The organism is Pseudomonas sp. ML2-2023-6 (genome assembly GCF_037055265.1).
Classification (GTDB): domain Bacteria; phylum Pseudomonadota; class Gammaproteobacteria; order Pseudomonadales; family Pseudomonadaceae; genus Aquipseudomonas; species Aquipseudomonas kulmbachensis.
Map to the genome: position 1 here is coordinate 1,322,395 of NZ_CP146347.1, position 17,984 is coordinate 1,340,378.

General features: G+C 56.3%; 18 protein-coding genes. 8 read left to right on the plus strand and 10 right to left on the minus strand.

Annotation, left to right across the window (positions count from 1 at the left end; genetic code table 11):
- Positions 1–10: 10 nt before the first annotated feature.
- The 4 genes from V6L79_RS06125 to miaB all read right to left on the minus strand — a co-directional run bounded on the left by V6L79_RS06125 (position 11) and on the right by miaB (position 3,880).
- A complete protein-coding gene (locus V6L79_RS06125) occupies positions 11–850 on the minus strand; it encodes an HlyC/CorC family transporter (RefSeq protein ID WP_169873169.1) in 840 nt (279 codons plus the stop codon).
- A gap of 40 nt (positions 851–890) precedes the next feature.
- A complete protein-coding gene (gene ybeY, locus V6L79_RS06130; protein ID WP_261740813.1) occupies positions 891–1,349 on the minus strand; it encodes an rRNA maturation RNase YbeY in 459 nt (152 codons plus the stop codon).
- Entirely contained in the window at positions 1,342–2,361 is a 1,020-nt protein-coding gene (locus V6L79_RS06135) for a PhoH family protein (protein ID WP_261740814.1), read from the minus strand. Before V6L79_RS06135 ends, ybeY begins: the two co-directional genes overlap by 8 nt.
- Before the next feature lie 190 nt (positions 2,362–2,551).
- Positions 2,552–3,880, minus strand: a complete 1,329-nt coding sequence (miaB, locus tag V6L79_RS06140) for a tRNA (N6-isopentenyl adenosine(37)-C2)-methylthiotransferase MiaB (RefSeq protein ID WP_261740815.1) — start codon at positions 3,878–3,880, stop codon at positions 2,552–2,554.
- A gap of 132 nt (positions 3,881–4,012) precedes the next feature.
- Here miaB and V6L79_RS06145 point away from each other — a divergent pair, with 132 nt between their 5' ends.
- The 4 genes from V6L79_RS06145 (at position 4,013) to V6L79_RS06160 (ending at position 6,595) form a co-directional block, all read left to right on the plus strand.
- A complete protein-coding gene (locus V6L79_RS06145) occupies positions 4,013–4,339 on the plus strand; it encodes a DUF1820 family protein (RefSeq protein ID WP_019411970.1) in 327 nt (108 codons plus the stop codon).
- Positions 4,340–4,831: 492 nt separating this feature from the next.
- Complete coding sequence (locus V6L79_RS06150) at positions 4,832–5,014, plus strand: hypothetical protein (protein ID WP_338579932.1); 183 nt, start codon at positions 4,832–4,834, stop codon at positions 5,012–5,014.
- Positions 5,015–5,055: 41 nt separating this feature from the next.
- Positions 5,056–5,328, plus strand: a complete 273-nt coding sequence (locus V6L79_RS06155) for a hypothetical protein (protein ID WP_338579933.1) — start codon at positions 5,056–5,058, stop codon at positions 5,326–5,328.
- 7 nt (positions 5,329–5,335) lie between these two features.
- Positions 5,336–6,595: a hypothetical protein gene (locus V6L79_RS06160; protein ID WP_338579934.1), complete on the plus strand. Its 1,260-nt coding sequence runs from the start codon at positions 5,336–5,338 to the stop codon at positions 6,593–6,595.
- Between the two features lie 2 nt (positions 6,596–6,597).
- Here V6L79_RS06160 and V6L79_RS06165 read toward each other — a convergent pair whose 3' ends face one another.
- The 4 genes from V6L79_RS06165 to V6L79_RS06180 form a co-directional block, all read right to left on the minus strand.
- The gene (locus V6L79_RS06165; RefSeq protein WP_261740818.1) at positions 6,598–7,146 is read right to left on the minus strand and encodes a tetratricopeptide repeat protein; all 549 of its coding nucleotides are present in this window, start codon (positions 7,144–7,146) and stop codon (positions 6,598–6,600) included.
- Between the two features lie 223 nt (positions 7,147–7,369).
- Positions 7,370–8,653: a glutamate-1-semialdehyde 2,1-aminomutase gene (hemL, locus tag V6L79_RS06170; protein ID WP_261740819.1), complete on the minus strand. Its 1,284-nt coding sequence runs from the start codon at positions 8,651–8,653 to the stop codon at positions 7,370–7,372.
- Between the two features lie 31 nt (positions 8,654–8,684).
- Complete coding sequence (gene thiE, locus V6L79_RS06175; RefSeq protein ID WP_261740820.1) at positions 8,685–9,308, minus strand: thiamine phosphate synthase; 624 nt, start codon at positions 9,306–9,308, stop codon at positions 8,685–8,687.
- A 17-nt stretch (positions 9,309–9,325) separates the two neighbouring features.
- A complete protein-coding gene (locus tag V6L79_RS06180; protein ID WP_261740821.1) occupies positions 9,326–10,123 on the minus strand; it encodes a hydroxymethylpyrimidine/phosphomethylpyrimidine kinase in 798 nt (265 codons plus the stop codon).
- 286 nt (positions 10,124–10,409) lie between these two features.
- Between V6L79_RS06180 and V6L79_RS06185 the strand changes: the two genes are divergently transcribed.
- The 4 genes from V6L79_RS06185 (at position 10,410) to V6L79_RS06200 (ending at position 16,944) form a co-directional block, all read left to right on the plus strand.
- A complete protein-coding gene (locus V6L79_RS06185) occupies positions 10,410–12,797 on the plus strand; it encodes a 7TM diverse intracellular signaling domain-containing protein (protein WP_338579935.1) in 2,388 nt (795 codons plus the stop codon).
- 74 nt (positions 12,798–12,871) lie between these two features.
- Positions 12,872–14,521: an acyl-CoA dehydrogenase family protein gene (locus V6L79_RS06190; protein ID WP_261740823.1), complete on the plus strand. Its 1,650-nt coding sequence runs from the start codon at positions 12,872–12,874 to the stop codon at positions 14,519–14,521.
- Between the two features lie 240 nt (positions 14,522–14,761).
- Positions 14,762–16,234, plus strand: a complete 1,473-nt coding sequence (amn, locus tag V6L79_RS06195; RefSeq protein WP_261740824.1) for an AMP nucleosidase — start codon at positions 14,762–14,764, stop codon at positions 16,232–16,234.
- 143 nt (positions 16,235–16,377) lie between these two features.
- The gene (locus V6L79_RS06200) at positions 16,378–16,944 is read left to right on the plus strand and encodes a pseudouridine synthase (protein WP_261742364.1); all 567 of its coding nucleotides are present in this window, start codon (positions 16,378–16,380) and stop codon (positions 16,942–16,944) included.
- Here V6L79_RS06200 and V6L79_RS06205 read toward each other — a convergent pair.
- Both V6L79_RS06205 and V6L79_RS06210 read right to left on the minus strand, forming a co-directional pair.
- Positions 16,939–17,148 carry a DUF2788 domain-containing protein gene (locus V6L79_RS06205; protein WP_261740825.1) on the minus strand — a complete coding sequence of 70 codons (210 nt, stop codon included), beginning with the start codon at positions 17,146–17,148 and terminating at the stop codon, positions 16,939–16,941. The two genes, V6L79_RS06200 and V6L79_RS06205, sit on opposite strands and share 6 nt — an antisense overlap.
- Positions 17,149–17,400: 252 nt before the next feature.
- A complete protein-coding gene (locus V6L79_RS06210; RefSeq protein ID WP_261740826.1) occupies positions 17,401–17,898 on the minus strand; it encodes an Lrp/AsnC family transcriptional regulator in 498 nt (165 codons plus the stop codon).
- Positions 17,899–17,984 lie beyond the last annotated feature (86 nt).

Here is a 17,984-nt window from a genome sequence, read left to right on the forward strand (position 1 = left end):
GTGTTGAGGTTTAGCGGGCAATAGGCGTCAGGCGGATCAAGTGAATCCGGCGACTGTCAGCATTCAGAATGCGGAAGCGGTATGGGCCGATTTCAGTGATTTCGTTGCGTTTTGGCAAGTGCCCGAACGCGCTCATGACCAAGCCGCCAACGGTGTCGAATTCATCGTCGGAGAATTCAGTATCGAAGAACTCGTTGAAATTTTCGATCGGGGTCAGAGCCTTGATCAGGAAATCACCGCTGGGCAGCGGCTTGATGTAGCTGTCTTCTTCGACATCGTGCTCGTCTTCGATATCGCCGACGATCTGTTCCAGAACGTCTTCAATCGTCACCAGACCCGCCACGCCGCCGTATTCGTCAATCACGATGGCCATGTGGTTGTGGTTGGCGCGGAACTCACGCAACAACACGTTAAGGCGCTTGGACTCAGGGACAAAAGTCGCCGGACGCAGCAAATCCTTGATGTTGTACTTGTCGCCGTTCTCTTGAAGGATCAGCGGCAGCAGGTCTTTGGCCAGCAGGACGCCCAGGACGTCGTCGTGGCTTTCGCCGATCACCGGGTAGCGCGAGTGCGCGGCATCAATGATCGCCGGGAGAAATTCACGGGGGGTCTGGGTCGCCTTGATGCTGATCATCTGCGAGCGCGGAACCATGATGTCCCGTACTTGCAGGTCAGCCACTTGAATGGCGCCTTCGACGATGGCCAGCGCTTCACTGTCCAATAGTTTGTTCTGGTGTGCTTCGCGCAGCAGCTCAAGTAGCTCCTGGCGGTTTTTCGGCTCATGGGCAAAGGCCTGGGTCAGCTTACCTAACCATGACTTTTGCCCGTTGCTCGATCGGTCTTCGCTCATAGCGATTTACTCGTATCCCTTGGTAGTTTCAGTGGGTGTATCAAGTTTCGTCGTCTGCATACGGATCAGGATGACCCAGTTCTGCAAGCAACGTTCGTTCCAGTGCTTCCATTTCTTCGGCTTCTTCATCTTCTATATGGTCGTAACCCAGAAGATGCAAGCAGCCGTGAATCACCAGATGGGCCCAGTGGGCCTCAAGGCTTTTGCCTTGTTCAGCGGCTTCGCGTTCAACCACTGCTACGCAAATAACCAGATCGCCCAGCAACGGGATATCCAGAAATTCGTCGGGCACATCAGCCGGGAAGGACAGCACGTTGGTGGCGTAGTCTTTCTGGCGCCAGGTGTGATTCAACTCACGACCTTCGGCCTCGTCTACCAGACGAATGGTCATTTCCGAATCGGCGGTGCGCTGCCGCAGAGCCAGTTCGCACCATTGGCGGAACTGGTCTTCGCTGGGGGCTTTGGCCTCGGTGGCCAGTTGCAGGTCAAGCTCAAGCATCGTGACGGTAATCCTTTGCAGCGGGCAGTGCGGCCAGCTTGTCTGCGGCTTCCTGTTCGTAGCGGCCATAGGCTTCTACGATGCGCTGCACCAGCGGGTGGCGCACGACGTCTTTGGACTGGAAGTGGGTAAAGCTGATGCCCGGTACATCCTTGAGCACTTCGATGACATGGTTCAGGCCGGACTTGGTGCCTTTTGGCAGGTCAATCTGGGTGATGTCACCGGTGATCACGGCGGTGGAGCCAAAGCCGATACGGGTCAGGAACATCTTCATTTGCTCGACGGTGGTGTTCTGGCTTTCGTCGAGAATAATAAAGCTGTTGTTCAGCGTGCGACCGCGCATATAAGCCAGCGGTGCAACTTCGATCACTTGGCGCTCGATCAGCTTGGCCACGTACTCGAAGCCCAGCATTTCATACAGCGCGTCGTAGAGCGGGCGCAGGTATGGGTCGATTTTTTGCGACAGATCGCCGGGCAGGAAACCGAGCTTTTCGCCAGCTTCTACCGCCGGGCGTACCAGCAGGATGCGGCGGATTTGCTCGCGTTCCAGTGCATCAACGGCGCAGGCCACGGCCAGATAGGTTTTACCCGTACCCGCTGGGCCAATCCCGAAATTGATGTCGTTGCCCAAAATCTCTTTGACGTAGCGTTGCTGGTTGATACCGCGAGGGCGAATCATGCCCTTTTTGGTACGCAGCGAAACGCTGGCTTCAGCCACCGGGTTACTGGCGAGATCTTCTACGGCAGATTCCTGCAGGAATAGATGCACCATGTCCGGCGAAAGCTCGGAAGCCTTGGCTTCGCGGTACAGGCGGCGCAGCAGGTGTTCTGCTGAAGAGGTGGTTTTTGGGTCGCCGATCAGTTCGAACTGGTTACCGCGATTGCGGATTTCGATCGTCAGGCGTTGTTCGATCAGGCGCAAATGCTCGTCGAATTGTCCGCACAGATTGGCGAAACGGCGAGCCTCAAATGGCTCGAGAAGAAAACGATGTGGTTCGATGGGTGCGTTCAAGGTCGTATTTAGCCGCCCTTAGGCAATTGAGATGAAATCAAGGATAACGCTAGCAGGTCATGGGTGAAAGGACTTACTGATGCGACATAAAACCTGTAGCCGCTGCCGTAGGTTGCGATAGCCCACGAAGTGGGCCAAGGCCTTGAAGGCTATCCCATCGCAGCCTTCGGCAGCGGCTACAGGTTGTCTGTCAGTTCAGCAACGATCCACGTAACGAGTGCGGTTGGGCTGCATCAATGTGTACGTCGGCGAATTGCCCGATCAGCTGCGGGTTGTCGCAGCGGAAGTTAACGATGCGGTTGTTCTCGGTGCGGCCCTGCAGTTCGCCAGGGTCTTTCTTCGAGTAGTCCGTCACCAGAATCCGCTGGATGGAGCCGACCATTTGGCGACTGATCTCAAAACCCTGCTGGTTGAGGCGATGTTGCAGCGCGTTCAAACGCTCTTTTTTGCGCTCTTCTGGCGTGTCGTCAGCCAAATCTGCTGCTGGGGTGCCCGGGCGCTGGCTGTAGACAAACGAGTAGGAAAAGTCGAAGCCCACGTCTTCGATCAGCTTCATGGTCTGTTCGAAGTCTTTTTCGGTCTCGCCAGGGAAACCGACAATGAAGTCGGAACTGATGCAGATGCCCGGTACGGCCGCGCGCAGTTTACGTAGCTTGGATTTGTATTCCAGAGCCGTGTGGTTGCGCTTCATCGCCGACAGGATGCGGTCCGAGCCCGATTGCACCGGCAAGTGCAGGTGCTTGACCAGCTCCGGAACCTCAGCGTGAGCCTGGATCAGGCTGTCGGAGAACTCCAGCGGGTGAGAGGTGGTGTAACGGATGCGCTCGATGCCGTCGATTGCGGCCACTACCCGAATCAGCTCGGCCAGATCCGCCAGACGGCCGCCTTCGGTCAGACCGCGATAGCCGTTTACGTTCTGGCCCAGCAGGGTGACTTCGCGCACGCCGTTTTCAGCCAGGTGAATCACCTCGGCCAATACGTCATCAAACGGGCGGCTGACTTCTTCGCCGCGGGTGTAAGGCACCACGCAGAACGTGCAGTACTTGCTGCAACCTTCCATCACCGAGACATAGGCACTTGGGCCATCGATACGCGGTTCTGGCAGATGGTCGAACTTTTCGATTTCAGGGAACGACACATCGACCTGCGGCAGCTTGGTGAGGCGAGCAGCGTTGATCATTTCCGGTAGGCGGTGCAGGGTCTGCGGGCCGAAAACCACGTCCACGTAAGGGGCGCGATCACGGATCGCCGCACCTTCCTGGCTGGCAACACAGCCGCCCACGGCAATCACCATGTCGGGGTTGGCCAATTTCAGCTCACGCCAGCGGCCCAGTTGCGAGTACACGCGGTCCTGGGCTCGCTCACGGATCGAGCAGGTATTAAGCAGGATGACATCAGCGTCTTCGGCGCGCGCCGTGACTTCCAGGGCCTGATGTTCACCCAGCAGGTCGACCATGCGCGAGCTGTCGTACTCATTCATCTGGCAACCGTGGGTTTCGATGTAAAGCTTCTTGGCCATGGGTGTTCATCAAGTGATTCAAAGAACCGCGCATTATAGGGGTCATAGCCGTTGCTTCCTAGCATTGTGCGTCCGACGGCTATGCTATAGTTCGCGCCCTCTTTTATACCTCCAGATGCTTACCCGCCCACCATGACCAAACGTGAAGCTCCAATCTACAAGGTGATTTTCCTTAACCAGGGCCAGGTGTTCGAAATGTACGCCAAGCAGATCTACCAAAGTGATCTGTGGGGCTTCCTGGAAGTAGAGGAATTCGTCTTCGGTGAGCGTACGCAAATGGTCGTCGACCCGAGCGAAGAAAAACTCAAAGCTCAATTCGAAGGCGTGGTGCGCAGCTTTGTGCCGATGCACTCGATTGTGCGTATCGACGAGGTTGAACGCTTGGGTACGCCGAAAATCAGCGAAGCCCGTGGCGTCAGCAACGTAATGCCATTCCCGTTTCCGATGCCGGAAAAGTAAGGTCTCTACTTTTTAGCGCGTCCTCTCCTCTTGTATAGCGTTGGGTGCTTCTATCCGCTCAACGTGCACGTCTATAAATAAGTTTGAGCTATCCGTTACTAACAAAGTTGCTGTTCAATCAGCTCTTTAGCTTGGGTGCGTTTTGTATTTGAAATTTCGAGTGTATATGTAGGAAATTGCTTGCGAGAAATTGGTATTCGTCTGTCTAGGATTTTTGTTGAGTTGTCTTTTCGTTTGGGTGTATTTTTTTGTTGTCAGCTATTCGGCTGGCCATTGATATTTATGTGGAGATATTGAAATGAAAGCTTCTAGTAAAGTATCGACCGTAGATCAAGTTAAGCCCGCTCAGAAACTATCTGTCGAGGCCATGAAGGTGCTTGCCACTGTGAACAATAATGGAAGTGGCGGTCATTGTCAGGGCGGAGGTGATGGTAACTGGTAATAAGGTGTTGCTGCCGGCTTAAATGTCGGCAGCTTAATGGAGGGGCTTTTATGGCCAAAAAATACGGTGATATTGTTAAAACACTTCCTCATTCAATGGAGGTTGTTGTTGGCGATAGGGTGCTGCCAACCTTGGAAGAAGCCGTGGCGCATATTAACGGTATGGATTTCAATCTGATAAAAACAAACTTATGTCGGGTGATAGGCTGTTGTGTCGGAAGTGGGTGCCTTTAGAGGTTGAGATTGCGATACAGTATTACAAGAATTTTCTTTTTTTGAACAAAAAATATGCTCACTTGTATCCTGTTCTCCCTCCTTTACTTGAGGTGGATGAGGTGTGGCATCATCATATAATGGACACTCGGCAGTATAAGTATGACTGTGAAAAAATATTTGGTTACTTTTTTCATCACTATCCATACTTCGGAGTGCGAAGTGCAGAGGACGAAGTTAACCTGCACGTAGCGTTTGAGGTCATGCAGGCGCTGCATGAAGTTGAGTTTGGTAAGAAAATGATTTCTGTGTGGGGAGTAAGTGATGCGCTATGAAAGATTCATGCGTCGCTCTTTAGTACCTCTCATCACCAGTCGAATCATGCCATATTGCGGGATAACACTCTTGCTGGCCTTGGTGGCTCACAAGCACGCGAGTGACTTGGCGTTGATTTCTTACGTACTGGCGATTTTTTCTGTAGTGGCCGTGATGCTGTCAATGTCATTGGGGGCGACGGGTAATTTAATCGCGGAGCATTCGGATGACGACCAGGAAAAAACGCATTTGTTTCGCGGTGGCTTCAGCGTTTCACTAGTAATGGCTGTGGTATCACTATTGATTGGCTTCGTAATACTCGAGTTGATTGCCGATTTGCCGGGAGCCCAAATGAATATTGATAAGGTTCATTCGTTGGCGGTTATTTATCTCGGTGCGATACCGTTATTGGTCATTAATACGTTTCTCCATTTTTTTCATGAGGCGAATGGACATGCTCGAGTGTGTTCGATAATAAGATTGGGTGTCACGATGTGTTCGGGTTTGTATGTAGGATTGGCTTCTTTTGCTGCAGGTGTCGAAAATTTTATTTATTGGGCAATGGGGTATTTTTTATTCGGTGAAGCCTTGTTGCTGCTCTGTCTGCTATGGCTTTCATGGAAGTGCAACTTCGACTTTTGTCCGATGTATTGTAAGCGGACAGTGCGAAATGTTATCAGGTTGGGTTTTCCAATCGCTTTTGGATTGGCAGGGCAGAAGCTGTATTTTTATTTATTGAATGAAAGGTTGGCGGCAGAAGCGTCTGCGCGGGTAGCTCAATTATCGGTTTATATGTCGGTGGTGGGGCTGTTTATGATTCCTGTTGTTGCGTACTGCCAGGCTCATAGTCTTTATGTCAGCAGGCACGTCGAGCAACGTTTAACTTCTTATGGGAAAGGTCAGTTGGGGTTGTTGATGTTGATTGTGCTGCTGCTCTGTGCACTGTTAGTGGTAGGCCATTCTCTTTTCTTTTGGTTGGGCGAGAAAATAGTTACGTTCAATCGTGATGCTTTTATATCAGTCGGCTATCTGTTGGTGAGTAGTTCGGTTTTATCCCTGAGTACCTCCCATTTGCGCGGTCTGCGCGATACCCTTGCGCCTCAATTGATGATGAATCTGGTTATGTTAAGCGTCTTGGTGCCAATTATTTACTTCGTCAGTTCCGAGGCAGCCGATATCCATTTTTACCTCAGATTGCAAAGTGCAGGCCTGTTCACGGGTTTTATTTTACTGCAACTGCGTATCTGGCATATGCACGTCAAAACGGTCAAGCCAGCCACGGTTTGAAGTCAAGGCAACGGCGAAAACGGCGAGCGGGCGTCGGTCGATTGCAGTTCTTGCAGGTACTTGCGGAAAATCTGCCCCAGGATCTGGGTGGCGGTTTCCAGCTGGTCACGAGGCATTTGCTCTGCCACCAGGTCGGCGGTGTCCAATGCGTCTTCGGCGCCGTTTACTGCGGCCATTTTCAGCACGATATACGCCTGAATGTTATTGGCCGGTACGCCTTCGCCCTTGAAGAACATGGTGCCGAGCTGGAACTGGGCCATGGCGTGGCCTTGCAGCGATGCCTGCTCGAAGTAACTTAGGGCCTGATTCAGGTCGCGAGGTGTGTTTTTACCGTCGTAATAGAACTCGCCTAACTCGTATTCGGCTTCTGCATCCCCGGTTTTCGCTGCCTCTACGCATGCCGCAAGCGCCTCGGCGAGGTCTTCAGGCTGAGTATTGAGGGTGCAGCGACCCATCGCTGGGATCAACAACGAGTTACCGCCTGCCTGGACAAGCAGCGGTTGTAGGAGCAACAGGCAGCCCAGTGCAAGGGCGCGGCCGGTGCGGTTCATGGGAATCGACGTACCTCTGAAAGACGGGTTAACCCGACCGTGGGATATATAGGCGCGCATTATGAAATAAGCAGAGGCAACCTTACAAAGTCTTTACTCGTTTTTCTGCTGCGTGACCGCGATATCCATTGATTTAAGACGATTTTGGACGGGCGGGGTAAAAGATCAGGTCATTACGGGCATAAAAACCGGCAAGGGCATTAACCCTTGCCGTTTTTGTTGGTCACTTCAGTGCGGCAAATGCGCGCTCTGCAGCGTCCAAGGTCAGTTGCAGCTCGGTTTCGCCGTGGGCGATCGAGGTGAAACCGGCTTCAAAGGCACTTGGTGCCAGGTACACGCCACCTTCAAGCATCAGATGGAAGAAGCGCTTGAAGAGGTTGGCGTCGCTGGCCATCACGTCATCGAAGGTGACGATGTCATCCGCGCCGCTGAAGTACAGGCCGAACATGCCGCCAGCCTGGGTGGTGACGAATGGAATGCCGGCAGCATCGGCGCGTTGTTGCAAGCCATCCAGCAAGCGTGTGGTGTAGTCGCTCAGCTCGGCGTGGAAGCCCGGGCGGCTGATCAGGCGCAAGGTGGTCAAGCCTGCCGCCATTGCCAACGGGTTGCCGGAGAGCGTGCCTGCCTGGTAGACCGGGCCCAGTGGCGCAATGTGCTGCATGATTTCGCGCTTGCCGCCAAAACAGCCGACCGGCATGCCACCGCCAATGATCTTGCCGAAAGTGCTCAGGTCCGGGGTTACGCCGTAGTGGGCTTGAGCACCGCCGAGGGCAACACGGAAACCGGTCATCACTTCGTCAAAAATCAGCACCACGCCGTGCTTGTCGCACAGGCTGCGCAGGCCCTCAAGGAAGCCCGGCGCCGGTGGTACACAGTTCATGTTGCCGGCCACCGGCTCGACGATGATGCAGGCCACGGTGTCGCCGACTTCGCCCAGCAGTTTTTCAACCGCGTCGATATCGTTGAACGCAGAGGTCAGGGTGTGTTTGGCGAAATCAGCTGGAACCCCGGCTGAGCTTGGCACGCCTTGAGTCAGCAGGCCGGAACCGGCCTTGACCAGCAGGCTGTCGGAGTGGCCGTGGTAGCAACCTTCAAACTTGAGGATGTTGTCGCGACCGGTGAAACCACGGGCCAGACGGATAGCGCTCATGGTGGCTTCAGTGCCGGAGCTGACCATGCGCACCATTTCCATCGACGGCACAATGGCGCATACCAGGTCGGCCATCTCGGTTTCCATGGCGGTCGGGGCGCCGTACGACAAGCCGTGCTCCAGTTGCGCTCGCACGGCGTCCAGTACCTCTGGATGGCTGTGACCCAAAATCATCGGGCCCCACGAGCCTACGTAATCCACATAGCGCTTGTTGTCTTCGTCGGTTACGTAGGCGCCTTCGGCATGTTTGAAGAACAGCGGGGTGCCGCCCACGCTCTTGAAAGCACGCACAGGCGAGTTCACGCCGCCGGGGATGTGTTTCTGGGCATTGGCAAACAGGGTTTCGGAACGAGACATGCTGGGCTCTCTCTGAATCAGGATTCGGTATTTAAATAGACAGCAAGGTGTTGAATGCCTTGGCGCGTCGAGTAACTTCCTGGGCACTTTCGGCGCCAAACAGGCCATGTACCACGGCCAGCAGATCTGCACCGTGGGCAACCAGTGGCGCGGCGTTATCCAGGGTTATGCCGCCAATCACGCAAATTGGCAGGCTGAGACGAGCCCGTGCCTGGTCCAGCACATCCAGGGTCGCGGTAGGGGCGCCGGGTTTGGTGCTGGAGTTGAAGAACCGGCCAAAGGCGACATAACTGGCGCCTTCCTTGGCGGCCTGCTCGGCCAGCTCAATCTGGCTGTGGCAGGTCGAACCAATAATGGCATGGCGCCCAAGCAGTGCCCGGGCCGGGGTCAACGGGCCATCGGTTTGCCCAAGGTGGACGCCAACACCCAGGCGCGCGGCCAGCTCGGCATCGTCGTTGATGATCAAGTGCGCCTTGTAGCGCTCGCACAAACCGCGCAAGGCTTCGGCTTCGCGCAGGCGGCGGGCGTCGTCGCTGCTTTTGTCGCGATATTGCAACAGCGTCAGGCCACCATCGAGGGCCGCCTCAACAAAGGGCAGCAGTTTGCCCGCGAGCAATTGGCTATCAGTGATTGCGTACAGGCCGCGCAGTGTCATGGGTCATGCCTCATTCGTTACGAGCAGAAGTCCAGCGGCAATCGGCGCGGCACAAATTGGCCTTGCCCTAGTTGCTCGGCATCGCGCAGGGTACGCCACGTGTAATTAAGCGCGGTTTGCACGGCGCTGACCAGTTCTTCACCAATGGCCAATCGTCCGGCCAAAGCGCTGGCCAGGGTACAGCCCGAGCCGTGATAGCTGCCAGGCAAGCGATGGCAGGTAAAGGTATGGCGGCTACCGTCGCGGCTGTACAAGCGGTTATGCACTTCGTGTTCATCGCCGTGACCGCCGGTGATCAGCAGGTGCTGGCAAAAAGGCAGGAGTTTTTCTGCGCACTCATCGGCGCTGCCATCGGGCAGCTCGGCCAGGATGCGGGCTTCGGGAAGGTTGGGGGTGGCAATGGTTGCCAGCGGCAGCAGGCGTTCGCGCATGGCGTAGCCCACTTCGTCCTTGCCTAGCCGTCCGCCACCGCCCGCGCGCAACACGGGGTCGCAGACCATTGGCAGGTGCGGGTGGGCCTGAAGCAGTTCGACCACGGTGTCGACCATCTCCAGTGAGCCGAGCATGCCCAACTTGACCGCCGCAACGGTGGAGTCGCTGAGCACGGCATCGGCTTGCGCCAGTACCCACTCACGATCCAGCACGCGGAAATCGCTGACATTGACAGTGTTCTGCACAGTCAGGGCGGTCACTACCGGGGCGGCGTGACAACCTTGAGCCAGCAGGGCTTCGATATCTGCCTGCAAGCCGGCACCACCACTGGGGTCATGGCCGGAGAGACAGAGGACAACGGGGCGAGAACTGTAGATATTCATGGTGCGCGAGCTTACCACCAAACGGTTTTTTGGGGCGCTTGGTCCGTATTGCTCTATATGTTGTTTATAAGTGCTTGATTGCCCCGAAATTGTTATCCAGCCAATCTCGTGTTCTTCGCTGTAATGCCCTATCTAGAGCCTTTTAGTTGATATTGTACGTACTGTGTATGTGCCATTAATGGCTATGTTAAAGTGACTGCAAATTAATAACAGGTCATTCGGTCGCCGTGGTCTCAGAGGGAATATGAGGCTGCACACGTGATCGACTGAACCACGTTGGGGCTGTATGCGCTATTTGCTGATGATGTTGTTGGGCTGGCTACCGATGCTGGCCAGCGCAGTCGCTTTTGACGAAACCACACAAAGCCTGCCCTTGGGCCGCGTGATGCAGGTGTTCGAAGACGTAGGTGGCAAGGCTACTCTGGCCGATGTCACGGCCCGCGACGAGCTGTTCAAACCACACACTAAAGGCACGCTGAACGAGGGCTATTCGCACTCGGCCTTCTGGGTCAAAGTGGATTTGCGCTACCAGCCGCAAGACCCGAAAGTGCAACGCACCTGGCTGCTGGAGCTGGCCTACCCGCCGCTGGACTCCATCGAGTTGTACCTGGCGGATGCCGCAGGTAGCTATCGGCTGGCCGAGCACACGGGCGATGCGCTGCCTTTTGACCGTCGCTCGATCAAAGAAAATAACTACCTGTTTGAACTCGACTTCAGTCCCGGACAACGCCAGACGGTGTATCTGCGATTGGCCAGCCAGGGCTCGGTTCAGGCGCCATTAACGCTGTGGTCTGCTCAGTCATACCTCGAACAGCAGCCTGTGCGGATTTACATCCTGGGCCTGATCTATGGCGTGTTGCTGGGGATGCTGGTTTACAATCTGTTTATTTACCTCAGCGTGCGTGACACCAGTTACCTCTACTACATCTTCTATATCGCCTCATTCGGTTTGTACCAGCTGTCGGTCAATGGCGCGGCGGTGCAGTACTTCTGGCCGAACAACCCGTGGTGGGCCAATGCGTCCACGCCATTTTTAATTGGTGCATCGGCGTTCTTCGGCTGCCAGTTCGCCCGTACCTTTTTGCACACCGCTTCCCACAGTCGCTGGCTTGACCGTGCCCTGATACTGCTGATGGCAGTGGGCGCGCTGGTCATGGTGCTTGCACTGACCACCAGCTATGCCGTGTCGTTGCGTCTGGCCACAGGCCTGGCGCTGGCGTTTATCGTTACCATTTTCACTGCCGGGGTGGTGGCCTGGGTTCGGGGCCTGCGCGTTGCGCGCTATTTCGTGATTGCCTGGTCGGCGTTTTTGCTCGGTGGTCTGGTCAATACGCTGATGGTGCTGGGCTACCTGCCAAACGTGTTCCTGACCATGTATGCCAGCCAGATCGGCTCGGCGATTGAAGTGGGACTGCTGTCGCTGGCGCTTGCTGACCGTATCAATGCCATGCGCGACCTGCAGGCGCGCACGCTGCAAGAGTCCGGGCAAAAGCTGGCGGCCATGAACCAGCAACTGGCTCGGACCAACCAGCTTAAAGACGAATTTCTGGCGACCGTTACCCATGAGTTGCGCACCCCGATGAACGGTGTGATTGGCTCTCTGGAGTTGATCAAAACCCTGGACATGGGGCCAGAGCTTGAGCAGTACACTCAGACTGCTGAAGGCTCTGCGCGAGAAATGATGCACATGGTCAATGGCATTCTGGCCCTGACAGAACTGCAAGCGGGTCGCCTGACTGCGCGTCCTCGCCCGTTTAGTCTGAATGAGCTGCTGCGGGGCCTGGACGATCAGTTCGGGCCAGCTGCACGTGGCAAAGGGCTGGAATTCTCGTATGAAATAACGCGCAACTTGCCAGATCAATTGGTAGGCGATGCCGAGAAAATTCGTCAGTGCCTTGAGTGCTTGCTGGATAACGCCGTCAAGTTCACCTGTGAAGGGGGCGTGATTTTGCGTGTCACCGGCAAGCTCGCAGAATCGGGACGTTGGGCGCTGGCCTTCAATGTAATCGACAGCGGCATCGGTTTTGTTCACCAGGAGGAAGCCGAGCTGTATCAGCACTTCTTTCAGGTCGATGGCTCCATGACCCGCGAGTACGGTGGCCTGGGCATCGGTCTGGCGATTTGCCGACGCCTGGTGGAGCTGCTTGGCGGGCGCTTGACCCATCATTCGCAGCCGGGGCAGGGCTCCCAGTTCCAGCTGTTGTTGGAGCTTGATTCAGTGACTCAAACCCCGAAGCCCCTGCCGGAGTTGGTTACCGCTTCGGTGCTCAGCCGAGCGCCGGGTGAGTATGTCGTTCTGCTGGTCGAGGATCCCGATAATCCTGTAATGGTGCGCGGCATGTTGCTCAAGTTGGGTTACCGCGTGCTCAGTGTTGACTCTGGGCAGGCGGCGATCGAAACCCTGCGCCGCGAGCGGGTGGATGCGGTGTTGTTGGCGTGCCCGCTGGCTCAGGTATCGGGCACCTCGATGGGCAATCAGTTGCTGACTCTGGCTGCGTGCGCGCAGTTGCCGGTGCTGGCGCTGTTCGACTCTGAAGCCCAGGCTCGCCAAGCCCGTGAGCAAGTTGATGGCATCACCGATTACTTGCTCAAACCGCTGCGTTTTGAAGAGCTGCAACACACCTTGTCACAGCGACTGTTGCTGCAAGAAAGTGACAAAGGCGCCGAATTTTAGGCGGTTATGCCACTTGTTTAGACGTAGATGCGTGCTTCACTGGCTTATTGGCATGATCCACTGGAGCTCGCGCAATGAACCTGCATCAATACGCTGAAACCCATCAGGTGACCAATCAACCGCCGTCGCTGGACGGCGCGAACCTGTTCCGCATCGACTTGCCGTTGCAGTACTGGAGCCAGCATTTTGGAGCCGGTTGGGCGCAGCCGCGGATTGATCATTACGGGGCACTGGCGGGCGGCCCGTTGATGGCTGCGGGTTTTTTGGCCAATGAAAACAAACCGCAGTTTGTCAGTCATGACCGTTACGGTCATCGGATCGATCTGGTGGAGTTTCACCCGGCTTATCACGAGCTGATGCGCACCGCGATTGAACACGGCTTGCCGTCCTTGCCCTGGACCGACCCGCAACCCGGCGCCCATGTTGCTCGTGCGGCAATGACCTATCTGCACAGCCAGGCCGAAGCGGGCAGCGGTTGCCCCTTGACCATGACCTTTGCCAGTGTTCCCGCCTTGCGCCTGCAACCGGAAATTGCCGAGGTGTGGCTGCCCAAGGTTCTTGCCACCCAATACGACCCGCGTAATGTCGACATCAGCCAAAAAGCCGGAGTCACCCTCGGCATGGCCATGACCGAAAAACAGGGCGGCACCGACGTGCGGGCCAATACCACGCGGGCCTACCCGGTGGGGGCAAAGGGACCGGGGCAAGCTTATGAACTGCTGGGGCACAAATGGTTTTGCTCGGCACCGATGAGCGATGGCTTTTTGACCTTGGCGCAAACCGACAAGGGCCTGAGCTGTTTTTTGCTGCCGCGCCATCGCCCGGACGGTAGCCGCAACGAGCTCTATATCCAGCGCCTGAAAAACAAACTGGGCAACAGTTCCAACGCCTCCAGTGAGGTCGAGTTTCGTGGGGCGCTGGCCTGGATGATCGGTGAAGAAGGGCGCGGCATACCGACGATTATTGAAATGGTTGCCATGACCCGCTTCGATTGCATGGTCGGCTCCAGCGCTCTGATGCGTCAGGCATTGACCCAAGCCAGCCATCACTGTGCTCATCGTCTTGTAGGTGGGCGGGTGTTGGCAGATCAGCCGTTGATGCAAAACGTATTGGCCGACCTCGCTCTGGAAAGTGAGGCCGCACTGGCCCTGAGCTTGCGTATGGGCCGCGCGCTGGACCATCTGGATGACCCGCAAGAAGTCCGGTTTTCAAGGCTGGTGACGGCAGTGGGCAAGTACTGGATCTGCAAGCGGGCCCCGGCAATGATCAACGAAGCGGCCGAATGCATGGGCGGTGCCGGGTATGTGGAAGACAGCATCCTGCCGCGCCTGTATCGCGAGGCCCCTGTGAACTCGACGTGGGAGGGTTCGGGCAATGTGCAGTGCCTGGACGTGCTGCGCGCCTTGTCCAAGGAACCGGGCGTACTCGATGCCTTGTTTGCCGAATTGGGCGACGGGCATGGCGACAGGCATTTGGCGCAGCACATTGCGCAGCTTCACGCTGCGTTTAAAGACACGGATGACATTCAATACCGTGCGCGGCAACTGACTGAACACATCGCCTTGGGCCTACAGGCAAAGCTGCTGCTGGAGGCAGGTAATAGCGATGTGAGCGACGCCTTTATCGCCAGTCGCCTGCAAGGCAGCGGCCGGGTCTATGGCACCTTGCCACGGGGGGTGAATGTGGCGGTGATCGTTGCTCGCTCAACCCCTCAGGTTATTTGAAATAACTGTAGAGTTTCGTAGCAGCTGCCGAGGAACGACGGCTGCGTTCGACGACGCAGTCGTCGCAAATCAAGCGCCTCGGTGTATCAGAATTATTGAGTGTTCAGGTTTTACGACGGCTTCGCCGCCGGACGCAGTCGTCGTTCCTCGGCAGCTGCTACGCAGTTTCTAGTTGTTGTAGCCGCTGTGCTTTGCTTTGCGATGCAGGCAAGATAAAGGCCTGCCCGTTCAGAAGACAGGATGCTTACCGTGACTGAAGCTTTTATTGTCGTTTCCACCGCTGAAGAGGCCGTCGACCGCCTTGCTGCCTTGCACGAGCGCGCAACTACGGCCTTGAGTCAGGCGCTCAAGCGTTATCTCAAGGATCGAGCTGAACCCTCTGCACAGGAACGCGCACTGTTTCGCTACCCGGAACTGCGTTTGACCTACCGTAGTCATGGCGACGTGCCGACTATCACTCGCGCTTATGCCAAGGTCCAACTGCCGGGAACCTACAGCGTCACCGTCACTCATCCCGCCTCCTTCCGTAACTATTTGTTGGAGCAGTTGGTGCCGTTGATGCGCGACTTCACCGTTGAGGTGGAGGTCGGTGTCAGCCAGCAAAATATCCCGTACCCCTATGTGGTTGAACAAGGCGATGAACTTGCCGGCTCCGGTGTGACCGCTGCGGCCTTGGCGCGTGTGTTCCCGAGTACCGACTTGTCCGCCGCCACCGACGGCATTGCCGATGGCCTGTACGACTGGGAAAACACCGATCCGTTGCCGCTGGCGCTGTTCGACGCGGCACGGGTCGACTTTTCGCTGCGCCGTCTGGTGCACTACACCGGCAGTGACTGGCGCCATGTGCAGCCGTGGATTCTGCTGACCAACTACCACCGCTATGTTGACCAGTTCATCCTCCATGGCCTTGAGCAACTGCGTGATGACCCGCGCTTTGTGCGCATGGTGATGCCGGGTAACGTGATCATCGAAAAGTCGATGGACTACGGCGAGGCCCAGGCCATTGCGGCCGGTGTGGTGTGGCACCGCTACCAGATGCCGGCGTATCACTTGCAGGCCAACGATGGTCATGGCGTGACTCTGGTGAACATCGGTGTCGGCCCGTCCAACGCGAAAAACATCACCGATCACCTGGCCGTGCTGCGTCCGCATTGCTGGCTGATGATTGGTCACTGCGGCGGCCTGCGCCAGTCGCAAACCATCGGCGATTACGTGTTGGCCCACGCATACATGCGTCGTGACGGGATTCTCGACCGGGTTGTACCGCCGAATATTCCGATCCCGGCCTTGGCTGAAGTGCAACTGGCGTTGCAGGAAGCTGCCGCACAGGTCACTGGCGAACGTGGCGATGAGCTGAAAAAGCGCCTGCGCACCGGCACCGTACTGACCTATGACGATCGTAACTGGGAGCTGCGCTGGGCTCAGGAACGTCCGCTGATCAATCTGTCCCGTGCCGTAGCCGTGGATATGGAAAGCGGCACCATTGCCGCTCAGGGTTATCGGTTGCGTGTGCCGTATGGCACGTTGCTGTGCGTATCGGACAAACCGCTGCACAGCGAAATCAAACTGCCGGGTTCGGCCAATGCCTTCTATGAGCGGGCCGTGAGCCAGCACTTGAAAATCGGTATTGCCGCCGTGGATTTGATGCGCAGTCAGCTCAACTCTCTGCACTCGCGCAAATTGCGCAGCTTCGACGAACCACCGTTCCGTTGATAGACATGGTCATTTAGCGATCAGGGCACTAGCATTACAGGCCCTGATCGTTAGATGTCCTTTTTGCCATGTCCCGTCCTGTTCGTCCCGCCCCACGCCGTCCGGCATCGAAAAGTCCGACACCTCAAGCTGCCAGTCGCCGTGTGGCCAAGGCGCCACCGTCTGATCCCAAGCTGTATCTATTCAATAAGCCCTTTGATGTACTGACCCAGTTCAGCGACGAAGGTGGGCGGGCGACGCTCAAGGACTTTATCCCGATTCCGGGAATTTACCCGGCCGGGCGTCTGGACAGGGACAGTGAAGGCTTGCTGCTGCTGACCAACGATGGCCAGTTGCAAGCGCGGATTGCCGATCCCAAGCACAAGCTGCCCAAGACCTACTGGGTACAAGTGGAAGGCGAGCCCACGCCAGAACAGCTGCAGCAGTTGCGCGACGGTGTAGAGCTCAATGATGGCAAGACCCTGCCCGCACAAGCCCGTGCTCTTGAAGAGCCGCAGCTCTGGCCGCGCAATCCGCCCGTGCGCTTTCGCAAAAGCATTCCGACGTCGTGGCTGGAACTGGTGATTCGCGAAGGGCGTAATCGTCAGGTGCGGCGCATGACCGCAGCTGTAGGGCTGCCGACCCTGCGTCTGGTGCGAGTACGCATTGGTGACTGGTCGATTGAAGGGCTTGAGCAGGGGCAATACAAGGAAGTGCCTGCGCGGCTATAGCGCGCCGGACTCGATCAGTGCGATGACCACGCTTTTGATGATGAACGCAGCTACGCCCAGGCCCAGTACGAAAAACAGAATAAATGAGCCGAAGCGCCCGGCTTTGGACTTTTTCGCCAGATCCCAGACGATAAAGGCCATGAAAATGATCAGCACGCTGACCAGAATCGTCATCATCCATTCTTCAAGTACGGCAGGATCCATCAGTGTTCTCCAGCGTCATCGGGAGTAAAGGCCGGGGGAGTATACGCCAGTGAGTGCGGGCAGATATTGATCTGGAGGGTGATAGGGGTTCGCATAACTTGTAGCCGCTGCCGAGGAACGAAGGCTGCGTTCGGCTGCGAAGCAGTCGTAAAATCAGCACACGCGATTTTTCAGTTATACCGCGCACTCTGATCTTACGATGGCTTCGCCATCGAACGCAGCCTCGTTCCTTCGGCAGCTGCTACAGGTTTGTCAGGTTCGCAGATGAGTCAACGGCAGCTCGGTGCTGTTGAGTACCTGATTGAGCACAAAGCTCGAGCGCACGCTGGTCACGCCTTCAATGCGGGTCAGTTCGCCCAGCAGCAGTTTTTGGTAGTGGTCCATGTCGGCTACCACCACTTTCAACTGATAGTCCGCGTCCATGCCGGTCACCAGGCTGCACTCCAGCACTTGCGGCAGGTTGCGGATACAGGCTTCAAAATTCTCGAAACGCTCTGGCGTGTGTCGGTCCATGCCGATCAATACGTAGGCCGTCAGGCTTAAGCCCAGCAGCTTGCGGTCGAGTAGCGCCACCTGACGGGTGATGTAGCCGTCATCCTCAAGCTGTTTGACACGGCGTGAGCAGGGGGAAGGCGACAGGCCAATACGCTCGGCCAGTTCCTGGTTAGAGATGCGTGCGTCACGCTGCAATTCCGCCAAAATGCTCAGGTCGTACCGGTCGAGTTTGCTCACGAAGTTACCCTTTGTCATAACTATTGCGTGAAAGTATCCACCTTAAGTCAAAAATTGCGCAAGTGATGTTTTATCCAGCAATCTTCGCAATCGCCTGCTGCGGC